The organism is Pseudoalteromonas sp. JC28, assembly GCF_013319255.1.
Taxonomy (GTDB): Bacteria; Pseudomonadota; Gammaproteobacteria; order Enterobacterales; family Alteromonadaceae; genus Pseudoalteromonas.
Window position 1 is genome coordinate 796829 of sequence record NZ_QOKX01000001.1, and the last position, 24337, is coordinate 821165.

Genomic DNA, 24337 nt, shown 5'->3' on the forward strand with positions numbered 1-24337 from the left:
AACCGCCTCCAAATGGCGGTTTTTTTCGTTTGGAGGCGTGTATGTCTGCGGCTAGTAACATGGCAATAATAAAACATAGTTCTATTTGGATTGTATTTAGTTATTTTTATCTTAGCGGCCTAAACATGGCGCTAACGTTGTCGATTGATTCGCAACAAGACCCTGATATTACGATGACGCTGCTGCATGTTTTTTTATTCAATTGCCTTGTTGGTCATCTGATCACTAAATATGAAAAATCCTGGCCAGAAATCGCCAGTGTAGTTATTGCATTATTTGGTGTGGTTGGATTTGGACACTACTTTGTTGGTAGCTTGGGAGAGTACAGTGATGAGCTTAATATTGGTCTTGTATTATTGCTGCCATTTGCAACCTTTGTAATGAAAAAACTCAAACAATATGCCGAAGAGAAAGCCGCTAGTTAGCGGTTTTTTTGTGTCCGACGAATAGCTCGACTGCTTGATAATCAAGCAGCTCCGGTATCTTGCCTATTTTGGCTGTGATACAATCTAAGGTTCTTGTTAATAAAAAATATGGAAAGACTATGTCTCAATTCAACACAGACGCAGATAAAGCGAGCTACGGTATTGGTTTACAAATGGGTGAGCAACTTAAAGCAAACCCTTTTGAAGGTCTAAACCTTAACTCTGTATTCGAAGGTATGAAAGACGCTTATGCTGGTGACAGCTTCCGCGTTGAGATCCCTGAAATTCAAGCAGCATTTGAGAAGATCAATGCTGAAATCCAACAGCGTCGTGAAGAAGAAGCGAAAGTATTAGCAGCTGAAGGTGTTGCATTTCTAGAAGAAAATGCAAAACGTGCTGAAGTAACAGTAACTGAGTCTGGTCTTCAGTATGAAGTAGTTGAAACTGGCGAAGGCGATAAGCCTGTTGAAGATTCAAAAGTACGTGTTCATTACCACGGTACTCTAATCAACGGTACTACATTTGACAGCTCTTACGAGCGCGGTCAACCAGCTGAATTCCCAGTAAATGGCGTGATCAAAGGTTGGACTGAAGCACTTCAAATGATGCCAGCAGGTTCTAAATGGCGTCTATACGTGCCGCATGAGCTTGCATACGGCGAGCGTGGTGCGGGTGCTGCAATCGCACCTTTCTCAACGTTGATTTTTGACGTTGAGCTACTAGACGTACTTTAAGTCTATGCTTTGAGTGGATCTGTTGGATCCACTCTATTATTCCATTTAGCTTTAATACACCCTCAAATTGAGCAACTAAAATAACAAAAACTTTTACCTTGCTGACACAGACGTCGCTACCTTGCCCACAGCTGTGCTATCGACAAGATTTTATCGCCTCAAAAAGGGTCACTGAGCTACGCTAGCTGTTATTACTTTTTCGACATATTTTCTTTAACCCGCCTCATTGCTTCCATTCAATACTAAATACACATTCTCCCAAATCTTTGATAATGCAATTAGGTAGTCAGGCGTTTGAAAATGGGGACAGACGCGGTCGCCATAGATCACGGCTTTAAGTTGTTCAAGTACGGCTAAGTTGGCCTTATCGCGCAATGTCATTATTTCATTCACCGTAAACGCATGTTGCTCCAGCAGGTAGTGGCTTCGCCACTCTTTACTAGACATAGTGATAGGTGATGGTAACCAAGTTAATGGACCATAAGTATCGCTTAGTAGTAATGTGCCATGGTTAAATATGGCTGAGACTCTATGATTGATAAATGTTGCTGAGCCATCATCAAACTCAGACGCAAAGTTTTGACAAAGCAGCGAAATGGACATCGCCCCGCGTTGTAGCAAAATACTAGCAAACGCACTCGGAGTAGCCTTGGGTTGAATGGCTACTGTCACATCAACTTCGTCGGTAAATAGACGATAAATTAAATCCAGTCCCGAATACAGTGTCCTGAGGTTGACGGCGAGGTCTAAATGCATACATTGGCCATGTGCTGCGGCACCGAAGTAGCTGTCATAGAAAGAGCGAATAGGGTACAGATCAGCGAAATGGGCGTTCACCCAGAATCTAACACCATTAACTTTGGCAACTGCTAGTGCCTGTGCCATCGAGGTCGGCCCAATTGGATGTTCACAAATTACATGGATATGTTTTTCTAATAGTGCGATAGTAATCTCAATACCGGCATCGCCAGCGATAGCCACACAAGCAATATCCACTTGTTTGTCTGTTATCTGCTCTGCATTGGTGTAATGTGGTACGGCAAAGGACTGAGCGTACTGTGTTGAGCGAAGACTACCAGTTGACAATATGCCACTGAGCATCAATCCCGTATTTTGAAATTGTAATGCCCGAATATAAGTAGCACCGTAATTGGTTCCGCATACTAAAACTTTCATAGCGAGTCCTTATGCAATGGGGTGTGGATACAAGTTAACCGCGCGGCCAGCCAAGAGTTTATGCAATCTTGGGTTGTCAATGCGCTTGAATTGTTCGCCAAAGTGAATGGGCTGCATATTAACACCAACAGCTCGAGCCACTCTAAATGGACTTAATGCAACGTCTGAAGCAGTGACATCAACAATGGCAATATCAACCCCCGCTTTGGTAATGCGCTGTCTTAGATCTGCGGCTCCCTCAAGAGTAGGATAAGGCCAGCATGATAGTGGTTTAGCTTCAGATTTAGGCTGTCTCATAAAGTTAAAGGTGGATAAGTGCGCGTTAGAGAAATAAAACGCGGCATGATCTTCTAACGTCCTGACCTGTTCTACGGTTTGTGGAGCTTTATGCCCACTCTGCATTAGGCTGCAAAGATAGGGCATAACATGACCTTGCTCTAATAATGCTTTGGTGACAGCCACATTGATGTTGTCATGGGTTGCTAATGAAACTGATACCGCAGGCGTGGTGATGCCATCGCCTAGACCAAGGCAAACCACCGTTGGGATATGGATGCCGACGTCAAGAAGGTATAATTCTAGTGCTATGCCTCGCTGCGTTATCGATTCGACCATGAGCTTCAACTTACCAGTTAGCAAAGAGTCGGCATCTAATCTAGTGCAAGGGAGTTGGGCGTACCAAGTAAGCATCATCGCATCTCTTTCAATGAGTTCGAAGCAAGCTCTGATAGCGGCATCTTCGTTATCTTTACCTGCCGCTAAGCCATTGGAAGAAACTTGACTGAATTGCTCTTCATAAGGGCAACTAAAATTAAAGTAGCTCACTAATGCGGGTACCCAAGTAGCGCGACTTGTGCCAATCCAATTGCCTTCAACCCAATGAATTTTTTGTTTACTTCGCCATTTGCTAAAGGGAAATCCAGGTGTTGCATACTGCTCGGGAGAATAGAGGACTAGATCTGCTGGGTTTACGTAGTCTCCTTGAAGTTGATTTACCGTGGCATAACGACAGTTACGAATATCGTATCTCGCTGCTGAATAACGTTCAAGTGCTTCACCCACGGCACTAATATGAGCTGAAAGCGAGTCTAATCCTTTGCCTGAACCAACTTGGCCTTGTGTTCTCGGATCAAACTGACCACTTGTAAAACTACTTAGGCTAGCAGATGCGGTGACTGGGAGTTCAGGTAAGTGGGGGGCATGGCCCGTTAGTTGTTTTATCACGCCAAATTCTGGGTCAACCCAACCTCGCATCATTGTTTTAAATTGCTCAACTGTCTTTAATTCAGAAATGGCCGCTAAGGTGTTATTGCTAGCAGCGATATCTTGTTCGCTAGGGCCAGAGCATACTGCGCATTCAGGGACTGGAATAATAGGGTGGAGCGAGCTTTCTCCACTAACCAAATTGGTTGTTCTGGTAGTATGTTGCAGCACAGATTGCGTGTACTGTAACAAAATGGTTTGTATATCAGTTGCAGCCTGCATTGCGATTGATGCTGACATACTACTTAAAATTGAATGGGCTCGAGCGCCGGAATGTGCTTTATTCGTGATCTCATCAATCTTGTGTGCAGTTTGCGGATTTATTGCAGTGCCAAGTTTTCGCAGTCGTAAACAGTTCCAGCATCCACCGCCTTGATTGGTAACATATGGACCTACATGCCCGGTTAGTCCATCAATTGAGACGTAAAAAGTAGGTAGTGCAAGCTTAGCTAAATGCGTGGCGATGTTGGTATGCGCACTGAGCGAGTCCGATGGCAGAGAAATAACAACCAGATCCCAGTTTTGAAGAATAACTTCATCTAATGGGGAGTTCAGTTCGGCAGTTTGTGCACTAACTTCTGAGTGAACAAAGCGTTGCTTTAGGTAGTCTGTGAAGGCATCGACCGTTGTAGTATTACTTGGCAGGTGATTAACTGCATGATGATAATAGCCACTTTGGTTAGTACAATTAGCATCATCAAGAATATGAATATACCCCACGCCAGCATTTAACAGCTCTTCTAGCATAGGCATCGCCCAAGGCGTTAACCCTATACACAGAATACGGTTATTCTGGAGTGTTCGTGGATCACGCTTTGCCTCATTTTGCCACGCGTTAATAAAGCGGTATTGTTCAGGCCAAGGAGCTGAGGTTGAGTTGATAACAACGCGTTCAATGAGACCTTTTTGCTCCAATAAGCGCAATAATTGCTCAACACTAGCGCTAGAGTATTGCGTTATCTGTGATGCGATCTCATCGAGGCCAAAGTCACCATTTAATAAAGGAATAATGTCGTCAACAAAAGCACTTATGTCTTTTCCATGGAGTTGAAAATCTCCAAGATCAGAGCGTAGCAATACTCCCTCATCGTTAGGTAAGATACTTGCGGCAGGTGATAGCCTTATTTTATCTTTATTCATATGCATCCTCTGTAAGTTATGGAAGCCCCGATAGAGAGGCTTCACTAATGTCTTTATCCTTGAACTGCACTCAACATACAGCAATAAATTGGACCTGGTGTACAGGTATAACATTGGTATGTTGGGTTACTTCCGGCACACAATTGTGCACCTTGAAAGTGATTAACAGAGGGTTGACACAACACACACTGTGTCGGCTGACAAGTAACGCACTGCGGTTGACATAAAACACATTGTGTTGGCTGGCAAGGAACACACTGCGGTTGACATAATACACACTGTGTTGGTTGGCAAGTTACACACTGCGGTTGACATAAAACACATTGTGTTGGTTGGCAAGGAACGCACTGTGGTTGACATAAAACACATTGTGTTGGTTGGCAAGTAACACACTGCGGCTGACATAAAACACATTGTGTTGGTTGGCAAGGAACGCACTGCGGTTGACATAAAACACATTGTGTTGGCTGGCAAGTAACACACTGCGCAGGCTGACAGGTTACACAGAACGAAATGATACAAGGAACACACTGTATGCTTTGTGCGCATTGAACGCTAGCGCCCCCTGAAGGTTGACACTGTAGACATTGCAGTGATGCAGATTCTGGCGTAGCAGTAGGCTGACAGTGAAGGCAGCAGTTACAGAAATTGACAACACAAAGGAGGCAGTTTGTACAAGGCGAGCATGGAGTGCAAGGAGTACATAAATAGCAAGGACTGCACGTAAGGGCGCAAGCGTCGCATTTACGTACTCCCTCTGCTTGCTGCTCAGAATATTGCTTTTCTAATTCTTTAACTTTTGAACTTAGCTCTGTGAGCTGAACCTGAAGATCTTTAACGTCATTACTCATTTTCAAATCCTTTATGACCAAAGTCATGGCTTTAGATTGATGTTTGGTGCCGAGCGATAGACACCGCTAAATTCGCCATGGCAAATAACAACAAGGTTGAGACCTGACTAACTACATGTAGATATCAACTTATATTTTGAACCTGAGCGAAATCCTAGTATCGCTATCCCACCTTAAACAGGGTGTTTGCAGTAATGTGGGGAAACAGTAGTTTGCTGTTTTTGGTGTTGTTAAACTGTAGCGAAATATTCTGTGTGTATTGCAGTTGCGACGCGCCACTGGATAACCTTTCTATCCAGTAAGTGGTAGAAAAGTTTGGAACGTCTACATGGTTTTTACAAAATGGGATACTTGAAACTAATCCATCATTGTCACTGTTAACGGTCAAAATATCCGTTTTAGTGATAGGGTTATATGCTTGGTTAACTAGCAATTGTTGTTCTAACACGATATTCGGATTGATATTTGGATTACTCGGTGAGTTTTCTCCATACAAACCCGCAATGGCAGTACCTGCCTTAGTTTCTGGTTGCGGCAGCGTGTTGGCAATGGGAATTTCTGGACGACCATCGACAAAGTGATGATTTCCAAGTGCTAAAATTGAGTTACCGTGTGGAATTGAAACCTGTTTGACTATCGCATGCTCTGGATTTTGTATTGGCACGTTTGCTCCACCTGAAGGAGCGGGGATATAAGGAGGGCGGTTGTACTTACCTGAACCTTGATTGGTGGTGGCTAAATTGAGCCAAGTGCCATTTTCAGCATGCACAAGTTGGTCTTTCTTGTCACCGTCGGCAAAAAATACACGTTGTTCATAAAAGATAGTATAACTATTTTGTTGATAATCTCCACCTCGATTTACTACTTTTCCTTGTGTGGCGCTAAAGGTGATCACCTCGTAGTAAGGGAAATTAAATAATATAACCCCTTCTGGAGCAGTTTCTTGCGGCAGCGGCATGACGTTAAATCCCGCAAAACGAGCGCTTGCCCAAGTGCCGATGAGATCTGCCAATGGCCCAAGTGCGCTGAGGGTTTCTGGCTGGCTATTTCCTCCTCCTGTTGCGAGTAAAGGTATATTGTAATCTGGGACAAAACCTTGCTTGTTAGGTTGCAGCGCAGCTTGTAGGTGATCTGCTGTGGCTTTTGCTTGCTGATTGGTGACAGTATTAAACATAAAAAACTCCCTTTAAAAGGTTTGTTAATAAAGTGTTTTCGGTGTTTAATTTAAGTATGGTTATGCAAATTAATCGATTACATCACATTACATTAAGGGCTGTGTTGTGCATTCGAATGCTTAGGCGTTTGAATTGGTAGGGTTCTTTGAACTCGGGTGAGCGCTATGTTGGTACAACTATAGTAAAGTGCTGACGTTATCATGAGAGCTCTCTAAACGCACAATGCAAAACGCTCCCATAAAAGGGAGCGTTTTTAGCAAAGCTGAGTTTGTGACGTTTTAGTAAGTCGCGCTGCCTTTAGTACGAGGGAAGGCAATAACGTCACGTACGTTGCCCATGCCAGTAACATAAGCAACCAAGCGCTCAAAGCCAAGACCAAAGCCTGAGTGAGGCACTGTTCCATACTTACGTAGGTCGCGGTACCAGCTGTAATCTTCTTTGTTTAAGCCCATCTCTTCAAGACGCGCATCTAGCACATCTAAACGCTCTTCACGCTGTGAGCCACCAATGATTTCACCAATACCAGGCGCAACGACGTCCATAGCAGCAACGGTTTTACCGTCTTCGTTTTGGCGCATGTAGAATGCTTTGATATCACGAGGGTAGTTTTTGATAACTACTGGTGCGTTAAAGTGTACTTCAGCAAGGTAACGTTCGTGTTCTGATTGTAAGTCGACGCCCCACTCAACAGGGAATTCAAACTCTTTATCACATGCTTTTAGAATTTCGATAGCATCTGTGTAATCTACCTGAGCAAAGTCTTTATCGATGAATGATTCTAGGCGAGTAATGGCATCTTTTTCGATGCGCTGTGCGAAAAACTCCATATCATCACGACGTTCATCAAGTACTGCTTTAAACACATACTTCAACATGTCTTCTGCAAGCGCTGCGATGTCGTTAAGGTCGGCGAATGCCACTTCAGGCTCAACCATCCAAAACTCTGCTAAGTGACGAGAAGTGTTTGAGTTTTCAGCACGGAATGTTGGACCAAAAGTATAGATTTTTGAAAGGGCACTGGCGTATGTTTCACCGTTAAGCTGACCCGATACGGTCAAGAATGCTTCTTTACCAAAAAAGTCTTCTGAATAGTCTACATCGCCTTTGTCTGTGCGTGGTAGGTTGTTCATATCAAGTGTAGATACACGGAACATCTCGCCTGCGCCTTCACAGTCACTTGCGGTAATGATAGGCGTGCTGATCCACTGGTAGCCACGCTCATGATAAAAACGGTGAATAGCTTGTGCAAGACAGTTACGTACACGCGTAACCGCGCCCATAACATTAGTGCGAGGGCGAAGGTGCGCATGTTCGCGTAAGTATTCAATACTGTGGCGTTTTGCAGCCATTGGGTATGAATCTGGATTCTCAACCCAGCCTAATACCTCAACGCTGTTCGCTTGGATCTCAAAAGATTGACCTTGACCTTGTGATTGTACAAGCACACCAGTCACCGCTACTGAACACCCAGCAGTAAGACGAGTCACTTCGTCATAATTATTCAGCGAATTAGGGACTACGGCTTGAATAGGGTCAAAACAAGAACCGTCATGAACGGCTAGAAATGAAATACCTGCTTTTGAATCACGTCGTGTACGGATCCAGCCTTTTACTGTTACTTGGCTGTCAACCGCAACGGTGCCTGCTAGTAGCTCCGTTATCGCTGTGTGGCTCATCTTTACTCCAAATGATTTATTTTTTATTTGTAAATTAAAAGACAGAGTGTCTTATCGTCATGTAAGCCGTATCTTACCTGCGATGGACAAATAAAAAAACACTGAAATGCAAAAAACTGGGCTGAAAAGAATGAGTAAAAGCCATGAAAAAACAGTCGGACTGTGGCATTATGAATGTTCGATGATAAAAATAGCTTTATTAATACTAACAGTGACGTTCAAAACTCGATGAAACAAGTTTTTATTTTGAGGGGTCTACCTGGCTCTGGAAAATCGCATTATGCGCAAACGCTAGCCGACGACCTAGTCTCCGGCGATGAAACACAGTATTTTATCTGTTCAACCGATGATTATTTTCTTAATGAAAACGGCGAGTATCATTTTGAAAAACAACGCCTTTCAGAATATCACAACTTAAACTTAGCCCGGTTTATTAACGCCTTAGCTGAAGGTATCCCTTTGGTCGTTGTTGATAACACCAATATCAAGAAATGGGAGTTTGTTGCTTATGCGTCAGCTGCTGTGGCAATGGGTTATCAAGTGAAAGAAGTCATTGTCGGTGAAATTAAAGATAAATCCCTACAGCACTTATATGCCAAGCGTAATAGCCATGGCATTGGCTTGAAAACAATTTCAAAAATGGCCCACCTTTTCGAATGGTGATCAAGCTTAGGGTAGAGTAACCCTAACAACGCTCGTGTATGTTAAACAGGGTAGTATCATATCCGATCTTACAGTTAAAAAGAGCGGGTTTAGACTTCACCTTAGAGCAAACAAGAGACGGTCGTCAATGTTAGCCTTATTCTACATAGCGGCCGTTTAGTTAGCTCATTCCTGCCCCATTGCTATTCAGCAGTGTGATGTGCAACCAACTTTTTTAGCTTCAGTTGACCCAATTTTCGTAATGCTACTGAGTTTCGAAAGGGCTCTGACATTTATATTGTGTCTAACGGGCTAGTTGTACCCGCAAAATGTTGGCCAAGTACATGTGTATAGATTTGTGTGGTACTAACGTCATTGTGGCCCAGTAATTCTTGAACACTTCTTATATCACGACCAGCTTTAAGCAAATGGGTTGCGAAGCTATGCCTAAACGTATGGCAGGTGACGCGTTTATTTATTTGAATATTACGCACGGCATTCCCGAGCGCTTTACGAATAACACTTTGATGTAAATGGTGCCTGCAAAGTGTTCCTGTATAAGGATTGATACAAGTAGTGCTGGAAGGGAAAATAAACATCCACCCATGCTGCCTAAACGCGTTGGGATACTTGCGTTCTACTGCATTTGGCAGAGATGGACCTATCCCGTGAAGGTTGTCATCCTGTTGAATCTTAATAGCCATTTCAATATATGTAGTGAGCTTTTTTGAGCATCTATTGCTGAGGATGGTTTGCCTATCTTTATGCCCTTTACCGTCTCTAACGGTCAGCGAAGCTCTATCAATATCAATATCTTGGATACGTAACCTGAGGCATTCTGAAACTCTTAGTCCGCTACCATAGAGTAGTTCTATTATTAGTCTATCACGGCCATCAAGTTCATTTAGTATTAGTGAGATTTCTGATGGGGATAACACTGTAGGTAAATATCTTTGTTTAGTGGCATAGCAAAAACCTAAATCCCCAAGCTCATGGTGCAAAAGCTTCTGATACAAATAGGCTAACGCGTTAAGTGCAATTTTTTGTGTGTTGATAGCCACATTTCGTTGGTTGGCAAGGAAGGTTAAAAATTGTGTAACCTCTTCCGTTCCCATTGTCTCAGGGTGACGCTTGTGGTGAAAGTTAATGAATGCCTTAATCCAATATAGGTAGGTTTTTTCTGTTCTAATGCTGTAACCACGCATACGCATTTCTTCCTGAAGACCTTTCAGAAATGGGCTTTTTAGACTCATGGTAACTCCTTAGCTCATATTGCTGTATATACATACAGTATTATCTGAAATTCTCGGATATCAAGGGAAATAATGAAAAAATTTTTGCGCGTTTATGCATGAATAAATTAAAGATATTATTGTTTATCAAAAGGTTATGTATCTTCGATTTGAAATAATAGGTTTTGGAAACGCGCATGCGCATTTTTCCAGATGGTATATTTAGCAGAATGCTGATAAGTTCTTTGCATACTGATAGTTAACTGTGCGCATTTTCACTGGTCCAACGAGGTAAACGCGCATGCGCACGAATAAAATGTTAGCTGCCTAAATCAAAATATGTGTATTTAAATTAACTCTAAAAAAGGAAAATAGATATGTGGGGCAAGATCTTAGCAGGTGCAGCTGTTGGTGTTGGCGCGGTTGCTGCCGCACCATTTACAGGTGGAGGCTCATTATTGGGTGGAGCATCTTTGATCGCTTCACTCACAGGTGCAGGAACTATTGCAGCCGCAGTAGGGGCTGGTGTTGCGGGAGGGGTTGTTGGCGCTGCCGTGGCTGACAGTGATGATAAGGAGAAGGAGCAGATCAAAGACCAAGGAAGAGCTGAAGGAAAGGCTGAAAATGCTTTGGAGATAGAAAAACTTGTTAACAAGCTTTCTCAAGCACTAGAGAAACTCAAGTCTCATGATGAGCATTTCAAAGCTATTATTGCCATGGAAGCTGTTGGGGTCTCTTGCGCGGCGTGCGATGATGACTTCTCTGATAATGAGCGTGAAGAAATTGGTGAGTTTGTTAAGGGAATGATGGCTCAAAATATTCCTCAGGCTGTAAAAGAAAAAATTCAAAATATTTATGATAATCCACCTAGTGTTGAAGAAGCATTTTTGCTGGCAAAATCCTCTGGTATGTCTTTAGATGTCTATGAGGAATTAATCAGATTTGTCATGGAAATAGATGGCATAAAGCCAGAAGAAGAGGCGTTTGTTCAAGCTTGGAATCAACTTAAAGCAGCATAATACATGGAGTAATAAATAATGAGCGGCAGAATTGATCGTTTTAAAAAAAGGAAAGAATTAATAAAGAAAAATCAGTCTCTGCCGTTCGTTCGTGGCGTTACTGATCAAGAACTGGTCGACAAGCTTCTTCGTCAAGGCATCAATAGCGATCGTGTGACAAGCCTTGGTTATTCAACTGATCTTAACGTTTCTGTGGAGGTAAATGCCGAAGAGGTCGAGACTTTGCTTTCCGAACTTAGGGCTTCATTCCACAAAGATCGATTGGAGCAGCTTATAGATGAAACGAAGCGCGGCGTCATATCATCGATCGCAGGTCCATTTGGGCTTGGAAAAATAATAAGTGCTTATGACAAAACTGGAGGGAATGTAGATACAGTTCATAATGCCAGAGCTGGAGTTTATGCAACTCAAGAAGAAAAGCAACGCTACGATGACCGTGGCGAATACAATTCCAGTAATTACCATGGCCATAAAGACTATAAAGCTAGAAACGAAGCGGATTCAAATTTACAAGACGAAGGTAAACTCGTTGATTCTTATACAGGCAATGTAATGGGGGTAAATGAAAATAGGCACCTTGATCATCAAATCCCAGCAAGTGAAGTGCATAACGATCCTGGTCGTATACTGGCCGAAATTGACGGCCCAGGTGCTGCAAATGCGGATTCTAACTTAAACTCAACTTCTGAGCATATTAATAATAAAAGCGGTAAAGGTAAGTTAACGACAGAAGAATTCCTAGCGAAACTGGAGCGCACAGCTCCCGAGCGAAAAGCCCGTATTGACGAGCTTTCTAATAAGCAAGACCTCACAGGACAAGAGAAGAGAGAGCTAGAGAGACTTAAAAGACATGATGATGTTGATCCTAAATTGATGCGCGAGAAAGAAAAAGAAGCTAGGGAAGAGTACGATGACACTATCAATAAAGAATACTACACAAGCAAAAAGTTTATTAAAAACACTGTCAGCACAGGAGCTGTTGAGGGTGCCAAAATGGGAGTTCAACAAGCATTTGGGTATCTTTTGGTTGAGTTTTTTTCAAGTGCAATTGTTGAAATAAAAGACGCATACAATAATGGCTTTGAAGGCGAGAGTTTATATAAGGACATCAAAGTTCGTTTGATTCGAATTGGCCGAAACATTGCTGGCAAATGGAAGGGTGTGGTAAAAGGTTTCTCTGCTGGATTTATATCAGGTTTTATATCAAACCTAATTACAACGCTGGTAAATATGTTTGTAACTACCGCTAAGCGATTTGTTAGGATGATAAGAGAAGGTGTGTTTTCCTTGTTAAAAGCGCTGAAGCTCATACTTTTTCCTCCTGCTGACATGAGTTTTGCAGAGACAATGCACGAGGCTATGAAGCTAATTGCAGCTGGAGGTGTTGTTATTGCTGGCGTAGCACTCGAAGAAGTCATTGATAAACTTATTCTAGGCGTGCCATTTCTCGTGCCATTTGCCCCTATTGTAACAGCGGTAATTGTTGGGTCATTAACCGCTATCGCAATGTCTTTGGTCGCTTATTTAATAGATAAAATGGATATTCTTGGCGTTATCAAGGCTCAGGAAACCAAATTCATATTAGAAAATCTTGATAAGGATATCGATGAAAAGTTAAAGAAATGCGACCGCATTTCCGAAGAAATAGATGAGTTTCTTGGTGAAAGCTCTTTCTTATTGCCGCAAAGCAGCTAACAAGGCGCTGCACGCGGATAAATTACTCGTTGCGCTCGCAATTTACCGGTGAGCGCAGCGTTATGCCCCGATCAGAAATAGGCAACGTAATATATGAAAAAGCTTGTACTTCCAAGAGAAAATGATAATGAAGAGATAGAAACGTCCCAGAGCCTATTGTTAATCGGCGCGAATGGCTCGGGTAAAACTCGGCTAGGTACATGGATAGAAATAACTTCACCGCAGAAGGATAGTGTTCACCGCATATCGGCTCAAAAATCCTTGGCTTTGCCGGATTCTATAACCCCTCAGTCGATAGAGCTGGCTGAAAAAGACTTGTTGTTCGGCAACCCTAAATGGTCATATCATCACAAAAGCTACAAGTTTAAAGAAAAGCCGGCGACTCAGCCTCTAAACGATTATCAAAAACTTATGGTTTACCTATTTTCCGATGAGACAGAGGAAAACGCTAAATTCAAGAGGGAATGTAAAGCTAATGATGGTCGTGTTGAGCCTCCTGTAACAAAGATTGATCGTGTAAAAGAACTGTGGGAAGAAATTCTACCTCATCGGGAATTAATCATCGGTGGCCTAAGAACACAAACATGTGTTAAGGGTCATGAGGACAAGCTTTATAACTCATCCGAGATGTCAGATGGCGAAAGGGTAATATTTTATTTAATAGGTCAGTGTTTAGCAGCGCCCCAAAATGGAATTATTGTAATCGATGAGCCTGAGTTGCACCTGCATAAATCAATACAAGCGCCTTTATGGGATGCTATTGAAAAACAGCGTGAAGACTGCTTATTCGTCTATCTTACCCATGATGTGGATTTTGCAGCAGCTAAGTCTGCTGCTAAAATGGTGTGGCTAAAATCTTTCGATGGCTCCAAATGGGAGTGGGAGCAGATAAATCAAGATGAGGACCTCCCCGGTGATCTTCTGATTGAGGTTTTAGGTAGCAGGAAACCCGTAGTTTTAGTTGAAGGTGAAAATGGAAGTTATGATGTTTCTCTCTATCGAGAACTCTTACCTAATTTCCTTGTGATACCTCGCGGAAGCTGTACTCAGGTTATCCAATCAGTAAAAGCCCTGAAAGCAAACCCACAAATTCACCACTTAGAGGTGTACGGCGTTATTGATCGTGACAGGCGCATAAAACAAATGACACCCATCACAATTAGCATCAAAGCTAAGAAGATGAAGTAAAAGAGTATAAAAATACTTCAATCACTTTGGTCAAAAACGTTCATCGATAGACTAATTTTTAGCGCTCAGGCGAATCTCTTCACCAAAACTGGGTTATCGTGCACGACAAAGCGCTGTAAATACAGCAGTATGAAATTCTAGAGTTGAGAATGTGAGTTTTGCTAAGCCAGCAAGCGCTCGCAGTTTGTTAGGTTTGTCCGTCGTCGTTTTTGCAGTGTTTCACAGTAAGCGGTTATTGTCCGCTCTCGACCAACTGCACCGTGAAATACCCGAGAAAATTGCGTGGTGAGTTTTATCCAGTTCTCAGGCTCTATATTTAGTCGAGTGAATATGGGTTGTGACTCAAAAATATAGCCTCGCTTGTCGGCGCGAATACATTGGCCTGTGAGTTCAACCAACTCAATATAGGATTTGAGCTCGAAAGGCAGTCCTTTTGGCATATGTTTTCGTGGGCTGCCAGCAAATCGTAGTAGGCTTTTTGGCTGTTTACCTAATTTCGCATGGTCAATTCGCTTTTTGATGCTGGTGTAGTCTGAGGTTTCAGGCGTTGCGGCGATTTTGGCTCTAATGGGGTTCAAGTCTACGTAAGCGAGACAAGCAGCCAGTGCTGCTTCATCCAGTAATGCTTGGGATTTAAATCGTCCTTCCCAAAATCGGCCTGTACAGTTATCTTCTATATTTGCTCGGCGGGCGATGTCTTCGTTAAGCACCCGCATAAACCAACTAATATCCGCTAGTCTTCCCCTGTACTTATCAACCAGCTCATCTAGTATCAATTGCTCCGACTCATTGAGTGGCTCACCTTCAGTAAATTTTTGGCTTACCCAATTACCTTTAAACAACTTGTGCCACCGCATCACAATTGCTTCATCCGACAGACGTTTCGCCTTTTTATCATCAACATATAAAACAATGTGGGTGTGATTACTCATCACGGCATAAGCACAGACATCAATACAAAACACAGACCCTAAGATCAGGAGCTTTTCTTCAACCCAATCCCGGCGGTGTTCATATGATTTTCCAGTAAATTTATCTTCACCGCACAGAAACGCCCGCCTTACGCAACGGGAGATACAGTGATAGTATTTGGTGTCGGTTAAACTGATTTGTCTTTTACGGGCAGTTGCCATAGTTTGGTTTCCTCAATCCATTGAGTGCAGAGCTAAAGCTTAGGTGGTATCTTAGGAAGGTGCAAATTAGAGGTGGGTGTCAGCGATTTGTAATATTCCTTGTCGCGAAGAAAAGTATCAAGAAGAAAACCAGATGCTGATTCGTTTAATTCATATCAGGTGGGCGCTTTGGACATAGCTACTAACAAGGCTATTAACTTCGCGCCATAGAAATCTTTATGCGAAACTCACCTAATACAGACGTTCTCCCAACTCGTTTTGTCCAAATACGAGTCAGTCGAGTGCCCTTTATCGCAATTGGTTTTAAGATATGGTGTTGCTGTTGAACCGCCCAGTTTGGCCCTTAAGCGATGTCATATTTGATTAATTCCTAGCAATCAAACCTGATAGATACAGTTAAACATTATTCAAATTAATGCTTTTAGCAGCCAGTTATCTGCAAAACTATCTGGCTAGATAAGGAAATAATTCACTGTGATTTTAAAAGCAATGAGTTAGCTCGTATCTTATTCAAACACTAGGTTATTTAAATGCGCCAGATAAAATAAAAGCCAGAAATTTGCTGGCTTTTTGATATTTTTACATTTACATGGCGTCGTACTCGTCCTGCCAGAAAAACTTCTCTTCGCCAAATGCTGGCTTTAAGTCATCCAGCCAGTGGGCATTCTCGTCGAACTTGGCAAAGAATGGACGCTGCACCCAGTCAGGGTTTCGAGCTTGAATAAAGCGCAGCACAAATACTTTTTCGCCCGCGACTTCGGTTACGCCAGACACTTCAACTTTTCCAGGACCTGCACTCATTGAAGGGCCTCGAACTGTGCGGCTCACACCAGAGACTTGCTTATAAGCTTCACGGAAAGTTTCCCACGTTTTATGTAACGGGATTTCAAAGTAACGCTTAGCGCCGGTATCACGCTCGATAAACATGTAGTAGGGGATCATGCCAAGCTGTGTTTGCTCTTTCCACATGTCAGCCCACATGTCAGCGTCTACGTTTATATTATTTAAAAGCGGTGCTTGTGTTCTGATCTGTGCACCTGTTTTGCGGATGAGTTTAATCGCTTCACGTGTGACTTCAGTACGCAGTTCTTGTTTGTGGTTAACGTGTGCCATGATTGACACATGCTTTCCAGCATCAACCAGCTCTTTTAGTAAGGCTAACAACTCTTGTGCGTCCGGATCGGTGACGTATCTAAACGGCCAAAAAGTGAGAGATTTAGTACCGATCCTGATGGTACGAATATGGTCAAACCTTGGTTCTTTTAGCGCCTCCAGGTATTTACGCAATTTAACGGTGCGCATTACCATAGGATCGCCACCAGTCATCAATAGATCGGTCACTTCAGTGTGTTCGGCTAAGTAGTTGTGGAGCAGCTCGGCGTCGTTATTATTGAAGCGAGTTGCCTTTCCAACAAACTGCGCCCAGCGGAAGCAGAAAGTGCAATATGAGTGGCAGTATTGTCCTTGAGACGGGAAAAACAACACTGTTTCTTTATATTTGTGTTGGATTCCGTCTACGCGTTCACCTTCATACTCAGGAACATTTTTTTCCATTTGACCAGCTGGGTGCGGGTTTAACTTTTGACGAATTTTGGTTGCGAGGTTAAACACTTCTTCTGGTGTATGTTCACGACTTAACAAGTTGGCCATTTGCTCGTATGACTCGTCATCCAACATACCGCGCTGTGGGAAAGTTAATTGAAAAACAGGGTCATTAGGCACTTTGTCCCAATCTATGAGCTCTTCAATGACAAAGTTATTAACGCGAAAAGGAAACACGTTGGCGACGACTTTCATTTGAAAGCGAAGGTGTTCAGGTAGTTTATCCAATTGCTCAATCTTATCAATTTGGCGGTGTTGGTAAACAGTAAAACGAGGGGGCTGATAAGCTTCAGCTGGCTGCAATTTGACGGTTTGCTGCATAGATAATATGTCTCTTTTCTCATTTGCTAATGATAAAAGCGAGCATGGTAACATACCATTGATGTCATTTCAGGTACAAAGCGAGGAAAGTTCGAAATAACGTAATTTTATTGATTATGCGCCATGATTTTAGATTGCATTGTTAGAATTAGGTCATGAAATAGACCTAATTCCAAATTTATTGTGTTTTAGAAGTGTTCGCCGTCAATGGCAATATAAATCGCGTCAATGAGTGATTCAATATCTTCATTTGAGGTGATATAAGGCGGCATAATATAAATTAGCTTGCCAAATGGTCTTATCCAGACACCTTTCTGGATAAAGAATTTTTGGATTTTTGCAACATCAACAACCCTTTCCACTTCCACCACGCCAATCGCACCAAGAACCCTGACATCTATTACTGCATTTAGATTAAGACAGCGCTTGAGTGCGTTAAGCGCGCTCGCGACTCGTTCAATATTGGCCATTGTTTCTTGGCGCTTTAAGATAGTGAGACTAGCAACTGCGGCAGCACACGCTAGCGGGTTTCCCATAAAAGTTGGTCCGTGCATTAACACTTTCGCTTCGCCTTGGCTAATACCCAAAGCCACATCTTCTGTTGCCAAAGTGGCCGCGAGCGTCATGTTTCCGCCAGTAAGCGCTTTGCCAACACACATAATATCCGGTGAGATCCCTGCGTGTTCACAGGCAAACATTTTACCTGTACGGCCAAATCCAGTCGCAATTTCATCTAAAATTAGTAGCACCTCATACTTATCGCATAGCGCTCGAATCGCCTTGAGATATTCAGGGTGGTAGAAGTTCATACCGCCTGCATTTTGTACTATCGGTTCGATGATAAATGCCGCGACCTTTTCATGATGAGCAGCAAATGCGGTTTCTAACGTGTTAAGTTCATCTTGGCTTTGGCTGCCGTAAAACTCACTTTTAGGGGCATCGACAAACACTTGCTCAGGTAAAAAGCCTTGGTACATGGCATGCATTGAATTCACAGGGTCGCAAACGCTCATCGCCGCGAATGTATCACCGTGATAGCCCTTTTTGGCTGTCATTATTTGGGTTTTGTTCTTTTTGCCTTTACTCAACCAATATTGGATCGCCATTTTGATTGCAACTTCAACACTGACTGAGCCACCGTCGGCTAGAAATACTCGATTAAGTGGGGCTGGGGTTAGCTCCACAAGTAGTTTGCATAACTCCACTGCAGGCTGATGAGTTAGCCCCCCAAACATGACATGGCTCATCGTGTCTGCTTGATTTTTTATCGCCGTGATTATTTCTGGATGACCATAACCATGCACAGCACTCCACCAGGATGCCATACCGTCAATGAGAGTTTCGCCAGTTTCAAGCTCAATTTTGTTCTCGAATGTTCTTGCGGCTGGATAGACGGGCAGAGGGTCAATCATCGATGTATAAGGGTGCCATATATGCTTGCGATCAAATTCAATATCGATTGTCTGTTTATTGCTCATTTGTAAGCCTTGTGGGCGCATGTAACGTTGACAATACTAAGCTAAGAAGTAGACTAAGCCAATCACCGTCAGTTTGACTGCGCTAAATTTAATCACTAGAAAATACTCGTGTTGTAAATTTAGGCAAGAATAAAAAGAGAATGAAAATATGGAATTAGGCGCGCTAAGACACGATTGGACACATGAAGAAGTAAAAACACTGTTCACCATGCCTTTTAACGACTTACTTTTTTATGCAGCAAGTATTCACCGCAAACACTTCAATCCCAATGAAGTTCAAATCTCCACTTTGCTGTCTATCAAAACGGGTGCCTGTCCTGAAGATTGCAAATACTGCCCACAGTCAGGTCATTACAAAACTGATCTTGAACGAGAGCGTTTGATGGAAGTGGAAAAGGTTGTAACTCAAGCTAAGTTGGCGAAAGAAAAGGGCGCGACGCGTTTTTGTATGGGCGCCGCTTGGTCTGATCCAAAAGACAGAGATATGCCTTATATCGCCAAAATGGTGAAAGAAGTTAAAGAGCTAGGTCTAGAAACCTGTATGACTTTGGGTAAACTGGATAATCAAAAAGCGCACACGCTAAGAGAAGCGGGCCTGGATTATTACAACCATAATTTGGACACCTCACCTGAATACTACGAGCAGATTATCACGACAAGAACTTATCAAGACAGACTCGATACCCTTGATCACGTAAGAGATGCAGGAATGAAAGTGTGCTCTGGTGGTATTGTAGGAATGGGAGAGCAGGCATCTGATCGTTATGGCTTGCTGATCCAATTAGCAAACCTGCCAAAACAACCAGAAAGTGTACCGATTAACATGCTTGTTAAGGTTAAGGGCACGCCACTTGAAAATGTTGATGATCTCGATCACTTTGAGTTTATCCGTACTATTGCGGTTGCGCGCATCATGATGCCACACAGTTACGTGCGTTTATCTGCAGGTAGAACGGCAATGAATGAACAGATGCAGTCGATGTGTTTCTTCGCTGGCGCTAACTCAATTTTCTATGGTGATAAGCTATTAACCACGGAAAACCCGGAAGCAGACGCCGATATGAACCTCATCAGAAAACTTGGGATGAACCCTGAAAAACGTGAAGATTATTCGGATGAGGCCTATGAGGCATCGTTAAGCTCTGCAATTGCGGACAAGGCGACATCAGAGCTATTTTACGAAGCCAACTAATCAATGTCGTTTGAGTATATTCAATCTGCCTTAGCAGCTCGTCACGCTGACGGGTTGCTAAGAAAACGCATTGTGGTTGAAAAGGCCTCTGCAAGTAGAATTAAAATTGCTGATCAGCAATATATTAACTTTGCCAGCAATGACTACCTGGGACTTGCAGACTCGTTGGAATTTAACGCTCTCGCATGCACTGAAGCCGGAAGCCGTAGTTCGGCGCTTGTTACGGGTTATCTTGATATTCACCGTCAGCTAGAGGATAAGCTTTGCAGCGTTTTGGGTTATGATGCAGCACTGTTATTTCCAAGCGGTTTTGCCGCTAATACCAGTGTGTTAAAGGCATTGTTCACGCCCCAAGAAAAGCAATTAAGCGCTGCGGTGTTCCAAGATAAGCTCAACCACGCCAGCCTGTTAGACGGTGGTTTAGCGGGTAGCGCTAAGTTTGTTCGCTTTAATCACAATGATTTGACGCACTTAAGGTCTCGATTAGAAAAAACCAAAGCCGACAGTAAACTCATTGTGACTGAAGGGGTGTTTTCTATGGATGGAGACAAAGCGCCGATATCTGAAATCAGTGTGCTGGCTAAGTCTCATTCTGCGTGGCTTATGGTCGACGACGCTCATGCGTTTGGCGTTGTGGGAGCGCAAGGACTTGGCACGATTGAAAGCGGCATTAAACCTGAAATTTTGGTGATCACCTTTGGCAAAGCGATGGGCTGTCAAGGAGCTGCGGTATTAGCAAGTCATGATGTGATAAATTACATGACGCAATTTAATCGTGAGTTTATCTATACAACGGCGTTGTCGCCTATTATGGCAAGCGTTGCATTATGCCAGTTGAATAAATTGCTTGCTGCATCTGAAGCGAGACACAAATTACAAGTAAACATCGACTATTTTAAGTCGTTAGTTGCACAAACCAACTTATCTCCCATTCCAAGTGATACGGCCATACAGCCTCTTGTGTATGGTAGCAGCGAAAATGTATTAGCGGCGCAACATAAACTTAAGGAAAAGGGACTTTGGGTTGGGGCTATAAGGCCACCAACGGTTCCGCAAAATACCGCACGATTGCGAATAACAATAACGGCACAGCACAGTCACGAAGATATAGACAAATTGGTTTCGGCCTTAGTGGAGGGAGCATGAGCAAAGCACAAAATACGCAAACAGCAAAGTGTTTTTCAAAAGCCGCGCAATTATACTCTCAACACGCCAACGTACAAAAACAGGCCGCAGATGTACTCTTTTCACGTTTGACACAGCAAAATAGCGAGCTTGGTGCTGTGCGTATGTTTCCTAGGTTGCTCGATTTAGGATGCGGGCCACATGAAAACTTTCATAGATTAAACGCCTTCACGAATCATTATGTTGGAGCGGATCTTAGCTTGGCGATGTTGGCAAGCGCTGAAAATACGACAAATAGTGTTTGCTGTGATATGGATAAACTCGCTATTCAGTCAAATTGTATCGACTTAGTCTTTAGTAATTTTGCAATTCAGTGGTCTAATTCCCCGCAAGCGTTGTTTGCGCAGTTGTATGAAGTACTAAAAAAAGAAGGACGAGTGTTGCTAAGCTCAGTGCTTGACGGCTCGTTAAACGAAATCGATAGCGCATGGCGAGCCATCGATGAGTGTGGCCATATCAATTCATTTTATTCGCTGTCTGCACTTAAATCTTTTGCGCTACAGGCCGGATTCGCAGTGACTTGGGCGGATGAAGCGTTATTGATTGATAGTTATGACACACCGTTAAAGGCGTTGCGCTCGGTAAAAAATATCGGTGCCAACGATGTAAAAACCGCTTCTCGTCGACAAGGTTTGTTAGGCAAATCAGCTTACGCTCAGCTGCTGAGTAGCTACCCTGAGAGTGAAAATGGTTTTGATGTCAGTTATCAAGTCGGATTTTTGGAGTTAAGGAAATGAATCAAGCATATTTTGTAACTGGGACCGACACAGAAGTAGGTAAAACCTATATTTCTACTTTATTACTGAAACTGTTGGCTAAGCACGGCAAAAAGGCTTTTGGCTTTAAGCCGATTGCGGCGGATGCTGAAGAGGCATTTGGTGAACTAGTGAACGTCGATGCTATCAGTTTAATGGAAGCTGCGACGGTGCACGGTACTTACGAGCAAGTTAACCCATTTTGTTTTGCACCAGCAATTGCCCCGCATATTGCAGCAAGACAGGTAAATGTTGACATCACAGTCGATAAGCTACATGAGCGCTTTAGTGAAATTCAGCAACTAGGCGCTGAGTATATATTATGTGAAGGTGCAGGTGGCTGGGCATTGCCCATTAACGACAACGAATATCTGTATGATTGGGTCGTCAGAGCACAACTTCCCGTTATTTTAGTGGTTGGCATGAAGCTAGGCTGTTTGAATCATGCGTTTTTAACGGCAGAATCTATCAAGCAAAAAGGACTGAATTTGGTTGGGTGGATTGCAAACCAGATTGACCCTGAGATGTCTGTATTTGAAGAAAACCTTGAAAGTTTAAAGCTTCGTCTAGACTGTCCGCTGCTTGCAACAGCGCCTTACAGTGAGGGCACACCAAAGCTACAGCTTCGCTCAGCGTTATTAGAGTTGTTTGAGCTTAAATCAGGCACCAGTTAGTATTAAATAACCTAAACTCGGGATAACAATTTGTTCTCTAGCAGCTGTTATTCCTTACTACTGCGTTAAATTTGCTTGCAATAGGCCAGCTATTGACGCACAAATTTGCCTTGTATTAAGAAATAACTTCTGGCTAGAGTGATATTACGCTTTTGAACTTAGTGATTTTAGTGGATTAACTAACTTCTTATCCCGAGTTCAGGTTAAACAAAGCGGCTTCTAAAGGTAGTAAGCCGCTTTGAGTCTGTTAATTACAACCTTTTTGAATGGTTTGTGTTGTCACACTGACCTCAAAGTCATTGTAATCGTTATCGTTTTCATCTTCCCAACGTTGGTTGGTACCTGAGACTTGGTACTTGGTTGATAGAGCATTACTGTTACCATCAATAGCGAGCACATAGGTAAAGGATTGTCCTTCAAGGATGTCATAGCTGCCGGCACTGCCGTATTCATCAAGCAATTTAATATATTGGCCGTTTACTTTGATACCCCAGTCATTATTGAATAATGAGTCTTCTCTGACGAACGCGTAATTGATCCGCGTATAGTTGTCAGGCACACATGCGGTTTCATTGTCGAGTATGTTTCCCGATAGGGTTTCATTGCCTGAGGTATTGCTCACGCCTGTTACGCTCAAAGAGAGTTCCCGATCGCCAGTGTACTCAGTATCGTCTATTGTTGCTATTTGAATGGTAGCAGTTGTGCTGCCAGCCGGTATTACCAATGAGGTAGGTGGTGCTACGTAGTCATCTGATTGCGTTGTCACATCATTGACCGCCACCGAAAAGCTGACATCCTGCTCGAAGGCTTTACTTAAGGTAATTTTATAGCTAAGGGTACTTCCCTCATAAACCGCGTTTTCAATACTCGTTAACGTAAAAGACGGTGGCGAAGGAGGTGTAGGTGTACCGCCGCAACCAGAAACGGTATAGCATGTACTGCTGCCATTTGGGTTATATGCAAGGTCATTTACTCTTATTGGTAATGTATTGATATAACAGGTGCTTCCTGTATCAGGGTTTAGTTTATAAATCGCGCTTTTGTTGGTGTGTCCAGCGTCATTAATGATAACGCGACTGATAATAAGCTCTCCATTGCTATTAAGGCTTGCCCCTGTAACGGCAGTTAGGTCGTGATCAGATAATTTAGTCACAGAAAAGTCGTTGGTATTAACTTGGTAAACGGCTGCACTGGTAACTAGGATTAAGCGGCCATTATAAAACTCAAGATCGCCGCGGTATTTTCCCGCCAATGAGGGGAGATCCGAGAGCTTAGTCGCGTCGCCTGTGTTTTTATCTATGCTGTAAATAGAATCGTAACTCGTTCCAATGAGTCTATCGTTTGTGCTGTCATATGCCAATCCCACCAAATAAGCCGTTCTACCGACTATGGTATGAGAGGTTCCATCAAAATATGCCAGTTGAACATAGCGATGTTTTTTACCTTCAATGGGAATATCTGCGTCAGCTGGTAAGTTTAGATGACTGGTATCAACTTTATAATCGATTGGCCTTGGTGCGGATGCATAGTACCAACGCGCACTGCTAGTATCATAGGCGAGTGCTGCCGAACTAAAAGCGGCTAAACTATTGGCGCTGGCTTGTCCTGCACCTTCATCTAGGCCAAACAAAATACCAATATCGCCGCGGCCAGCGTTAATACCAAAAACCTGACCTGGGCAACTATCTGCATAGGTGTATGTGGAAAGTAATGTTGAGAGTAAACCAAGTGTTGTGAGTGATGCTTTTAACATAGCAGGAACCCTAAAAAGTGTATGTCCT

At 43.0% G+C, this 24337-nt stretch carries 20 protein-coding genes; 10 read left to right on the plus strand and 10 right to left on the minus strand.

Annotated elements, in window-relative coordinates; translation table 11 throughout:
* Window positions 1-41 precede the first annotated feature (41 nt).
* Complete coding sequence (locus DS891_RS03415) at window positions 42-425, plus strand: hypothetical protein (RefSeq protein ID WP_010604797.1); 384 nt, start codon at window positions 42-44, stop codon at window positions 423-425.
* A gap of 119 nt (window positions 426-544) precedes the next feature.
* Entirely contained in the window at window positions 545-1159 is a 615-nt protein-coding gene (locus DS891_RS03420; protein ID WP_010604796.1) for an FKBP-type peptidyl-prolyl cis-trans isomerase, read from the plus strand.
* Window positions 1160-1372: 213 nt separating this feature from the next.
* Here DS891_RS03420 and DS891_RS03425 read toward each other — a convergent pair whose 3' ends face one another.
* The 5 genes from DS891_RS03425 to asnS all read right to left on the minus strand — a co-directional run bounded on the left by DS891_RS03425 (window position 1373) and on the right by asnS (window position 8440).
* Window positions 1373-2335 (minus strand): Gfo/Idh/MocA family oxidoreductase, encoded by a 963-nt coding sequence (locus DS891_RS03425; protein WP_174168845.1) that lies wholly within the window; start codon window positions 2333-2335, stop codon window positions 1373-1375.
* Window positions 2336-2344: 9 nt separating this feature from the next.
* Window positions 2345-4738 carry a TOMM precursor leader peptide-binding protein gene (locus DS891_RS03430; protein WP_174168846.1) on the minus strand — a complete coding sequence of 798 codons (2394 nt, stop codon included), beginning with the start codon at window positions 4736-4738 and terminating at the stop codon, window positions 2345-2347.
* Between the two features lie 295 nt (window positions 4739-5033).
* Complete coding sequence (locus DS891_RS24430; RefSeq protein WP_227387119.1) at window positions 5034-5219, minus strand: hypothetical protein; 186 nt, start codon at window positions 5217-5219, stop codon at window positions 5034-5036.
* Window positions 5220-5752: 533 nt separating this feature from the next.
* Window positions 5753-6763: a heme-binding protein gene (locus DS891_RS03440; protein ID WP_174168847.1), complete on the minus strand. Its 1011-nt coding sequence runs from the start codon at window positions 6761-6763 to the stop codon at window positions 5753-5755.
* Window positions 6764-7042: 279 nt separating this feature from the next.
* Window positions 7043-8440: an asparagine--tRNA ligase gene (gene asnS, locus DS891_RS03445; protein WP_010379069.1), complete on the minus strand. Its 1398-nt coding sequence runs from the start codon at window positions 8438-8440 to the stop codon at window positions 7043-7045.
* A gap of 228 nt (window positions 8441-8668) precedes the next feature.
* On the opposite strand from asnS, the gene DS891_RS03450 reads away from it, so the two are divergent.
* Window positions 8669-9103 carry an AAA family ATPase gene (locus tag DS891_RS03450; RefSeq protein WP_026000942.1) on the plus strand — a complete coding sequence of 145 codons (435 nt, stop codon included), beginning with the start codon at window positions 8669-8671 and terminating at the stop codon, window positions 9101-9103.
* Window positions 9104-9375: 272 nt separating this feature from the next.
* Here DS891_RS03450 and DS891_RS03455 read toward each other — a convergent pair whose 3' ends face one another.
* Window positions 9376-10335, minus strand: a complete 960-nt coding sequence (locus DS891_RS03455; protein WP_174168848.1) for an integron integrase — start codon at window positions 10333-10335, stop codon at window positions 9376-9378.
* Between the two features lie 356 nt (window positions 10336-10691).
* On the opposite strand from DS891_RS03455, the gene DS891_RS03460 reads away from it, so the two are divergent.
* From DS891_RS03460 to DS891_RS03470, 3 genes are all read left to right on the plus strand, one after another.
* Window positions 10692-11333, plus strand: coding sequence for a hypothetical protein (locus tag DS891_RS03460; RefSeq protein ID WP_174168849.1), 642 nt, complete (start codon window positions 10692-10694; stop codon window positions 11331-11333).
* Between the two features lie 18 nt (window positions 11334-11351).
* The gene (locus DS891_RS03465) at window positions 11352-13028 is read left to right on the plus strand and encodes a lactate permease (protein WP_174168850.1); all 1677 of its coding nucleotides are present in this window, start codon (window positions 11352-11354) and stop codon (window positions 13026-13028) included.
* A 93-nt stretch (window positions 13029-13121) separates the two neighbouring features.
* Window positions 13122-14216, plus strand: coding sequence for an AAA family ATPase (locus DS891_RS03470; RefSeq protein WP_174168851.1), 1095 nt, complete (start codon window positions 13122-13124; stop codon window positions 14214-14216).
* Between the two features lie 161 nt (window positions 14217-14377).
* On the opposite strand, the gene DS891_RS03475 is transcribed toward DS891_RS03470, so the two are convergent.
* From DS891_RS03475 to bioA, 3 genes are all read right to left on the minus strand, one after another.
* A complete protein-coding gene (locus DS891_RS03475; RefSeq protein ID WP_174168852.1) occupies window positions 14378-15349 on the minus strand; it encodes a transposase in 972 nt (323 codons plus the stop codon).
* A 585-nt stretch (window positions 15350-15934) separates the two neighbouring features.
* Window positions 15935-17272 carry a KamA family radical SAM protein gene (locus DS891_RS03480; protein ID WP_174168853.1) on the minus strand — a complete coding sequence of 446 codons (1338 nt, stop codon included), beginning with the start codon at window positions 17270-17272 and terminating at the stop codon, window positions 15935-15937.
* A 188-nt stretch (window positions 17273-17460) separates the two neighbouring features.
* Entirely contained in the window at window positions 17461-18750 is a 1290-nt protein-coding gene (gene bioA, locus DS891_RS03485; protein ID WP_174168854.1) for an adenosylmethionine--8-amino-7-oxononanoate transaminase, read from the minus strand.
* 148 nt (window positions 18751-18898) lie between these two features.
* On the opposite strand from bioA, the gene bioB reads away from it, so the two are divergent.
* Genes bioB through bioD form a run of 4 tightly spaced genes read left to right on the plus strand, consistent with a single transcriptional unit; the run spans window position 18899 to window position 22556 of the window.
* A complete protein-coding gene (gene bioB / locus DS891_RS03490; protein ID WP_010604783.1) occupies window positions 18899-19942 on the plus strand; it encodes a biotin synthase BioB in 1044 nt (347 codons plus the stop codon).
* Between the two features lie 3 nt (window positions 19943-19945).
* Window positions 19946-21088: an 8-amino-7-oxononanoate synthase gene (locus tag DS891_RS03495; RefSeq protein WP_174168855.1), complete on the plus strand. Its 1143-nt coding sequence runs from the start codon at window positions 19946-19948 to the stop codon at window positions 21086-21088.
* Window positions 21085-21864 (plus strand): methyltransferase domain-containing protein, encoded by a 780-nt coding sequence (locus DS891_RS03500; RefSeq protein WP_174168856.1) that lies wholly within the window; start codon window positions 21085-21087, stop codon window positions 21862-21864. The genes DS891_RS03495 and DS891_RS03500 overlap by 4 nt, the downstream gene beginning before the upstream one ends.
* On the plus strand, window positions 21861-22556 hold the full coding sequence (gene bioD, locus DS891_RS03505; protein ID WP_174168857.1) for a dethiobiotin synthase: 696 nt from the start codon (window positions 21861-21863) through the stop codon (window positions 22554-22556). Before DS891_RS03500 ends, bioD begins: the two co-directional genes overlap by 4 nt.
* A 247-nt stretch (window positions 22557-22803) precedes the next feature.
* Here the strand turns inward: bioD and DS891_RS03510 are convergent, their stop codons facing one another.
* Complete coding sequence (locus tag DS891_RS03510) at window positions 22804-24309, minus strand: hemolysin (protein WP_174168858.1); 1506 nt, start codon at window positions 24307-24309, stop codon at window positions 22804-22806.
* Window positions 24310-24337: the final 28 nt, after the last annotated feature.

Coding starts and splice junctions, on each gene's coding strand:
- DS891_RS03415 (WP_010604797.1), top strand. CDS start 42: ATGTCTGCGGCTAGTAACATGGCAATAATAAAACATAGTTCTATTTGG.
- DS891_RS03420 (WP_010604796.1), top strand. CDS start 545: ATGTCTCAATTCAACACAGACGCAGATAAAGCGAGCTACGGTATTGGT.
- DS891_RS03425 (WP_174168845.1), bottom strand. CDS start 2,335: ATGAAAGTTTTAGTATGCGGAACCAATTACGGTGCTACTTATATTCGG.
- DS891_RS03430 (WP_174168846.1), bottom strand. CDS start 4,738: ATGAATAAAGATAAAATAAGGCTATCACCTGCCGCAAGTATCTTACCT.
- DS891_RS03440 (WP_174168847.1), bottom strand. CDS start 6,763: ATGTTTAATACTGTCACCAATCAGCAAGCAAAAGCCACAGCAGATCAC.
- asnS (WP_010379069.1), bottom strand. CDS start 8,440: ATGAGCCACACAGCGATAACGGAGCTACTAGCAGGCACCGTTGCGGTT.
- DS891_RS03450 (WP_026000942.1), top strand. CDS start 8,669: ATGAAACAAGTTTTTATTTTGAGGGGTCTACCTGGCTCTGGAAAATCG.
- DS891_RS03455 (WP_174168848.1), bottom strand. CDS start 10,335: ATGAGTCTAAAAAGCCCATTTCTGAAAGGTCTTCAGGAAGAAATGCGT.
- DS891_RS03460 (WP_174168849.1), top strand. CDS start 10,692: ATGTGGGGCAAGATCTTAGCAGGTGCAGCTGTTGGTGTTGGCGCGGTT.
- DS891_RS03465 (WP_174168850.1), top strand. CDS start 11,352: ATGAGCGGCAGAATTGATCGTTTTAAAAAAAGGAAAGAATTAATAAAG.
- DS891_RS03470 (WP_174168851.1), top strand. CDS start 13,122: ATGAAAAAGCTTGTACTTCCAAGAGAAAATGATAATGAAGAGATAGAA.
- DS891_RS03475 (WP_174168852.1), bottom strand. CDS start 15,349: ATGGCAACTGCCCGTAAAAGACAAATCAGTTTAACCGACACCAAATAC.
- DS891_RS03480 (WP_174168853.1), bottom strand. CDS start 17,272: ATGCAGCAAACCGTCAAATTGCAGCCAGCTGAAGCTTATCAGCCCCCT.
- bioA (WP_174168854.1), bottom strand. CDS start 18,750: ATGAGCAATAAACAGACAATCGATATTGAATTTGATCGCAAGCATATA.
- bioB (WP_010604783.1), top strand. CDS start 18,899: ATGGAATTAGGCGCGCTAAGACACGATTGGACACATGAAGAAGTAAAA.
- DS891_RS03495 (WP_174168855.1), top strand. CDS start 19,946: ATGTCGTTTGAGTATATTCAATCTGCCTTAGCAGCTCGTCACGCTGAC.
- DS891_RS03500 (WP_174168856.1), top strand. CDS start 21,085: ATGAGCAAAGCACAAAATACGCAAACAGCAAAGTGTTTTTCAAAAGCC.
- bioD (WP_174168857.1), top strand. CDS start 21,861: ATGAATCAAGCATATTTTGTAACTGGGACCGACACAGAAGTAGGTAAA.
- DS891_RS03510 (WP_174168858.1), bottom strand. CDS start 24,309: ATGTTAAAAGCATCACTCACAACACTTGGTTTACTCTCAACATTACTT.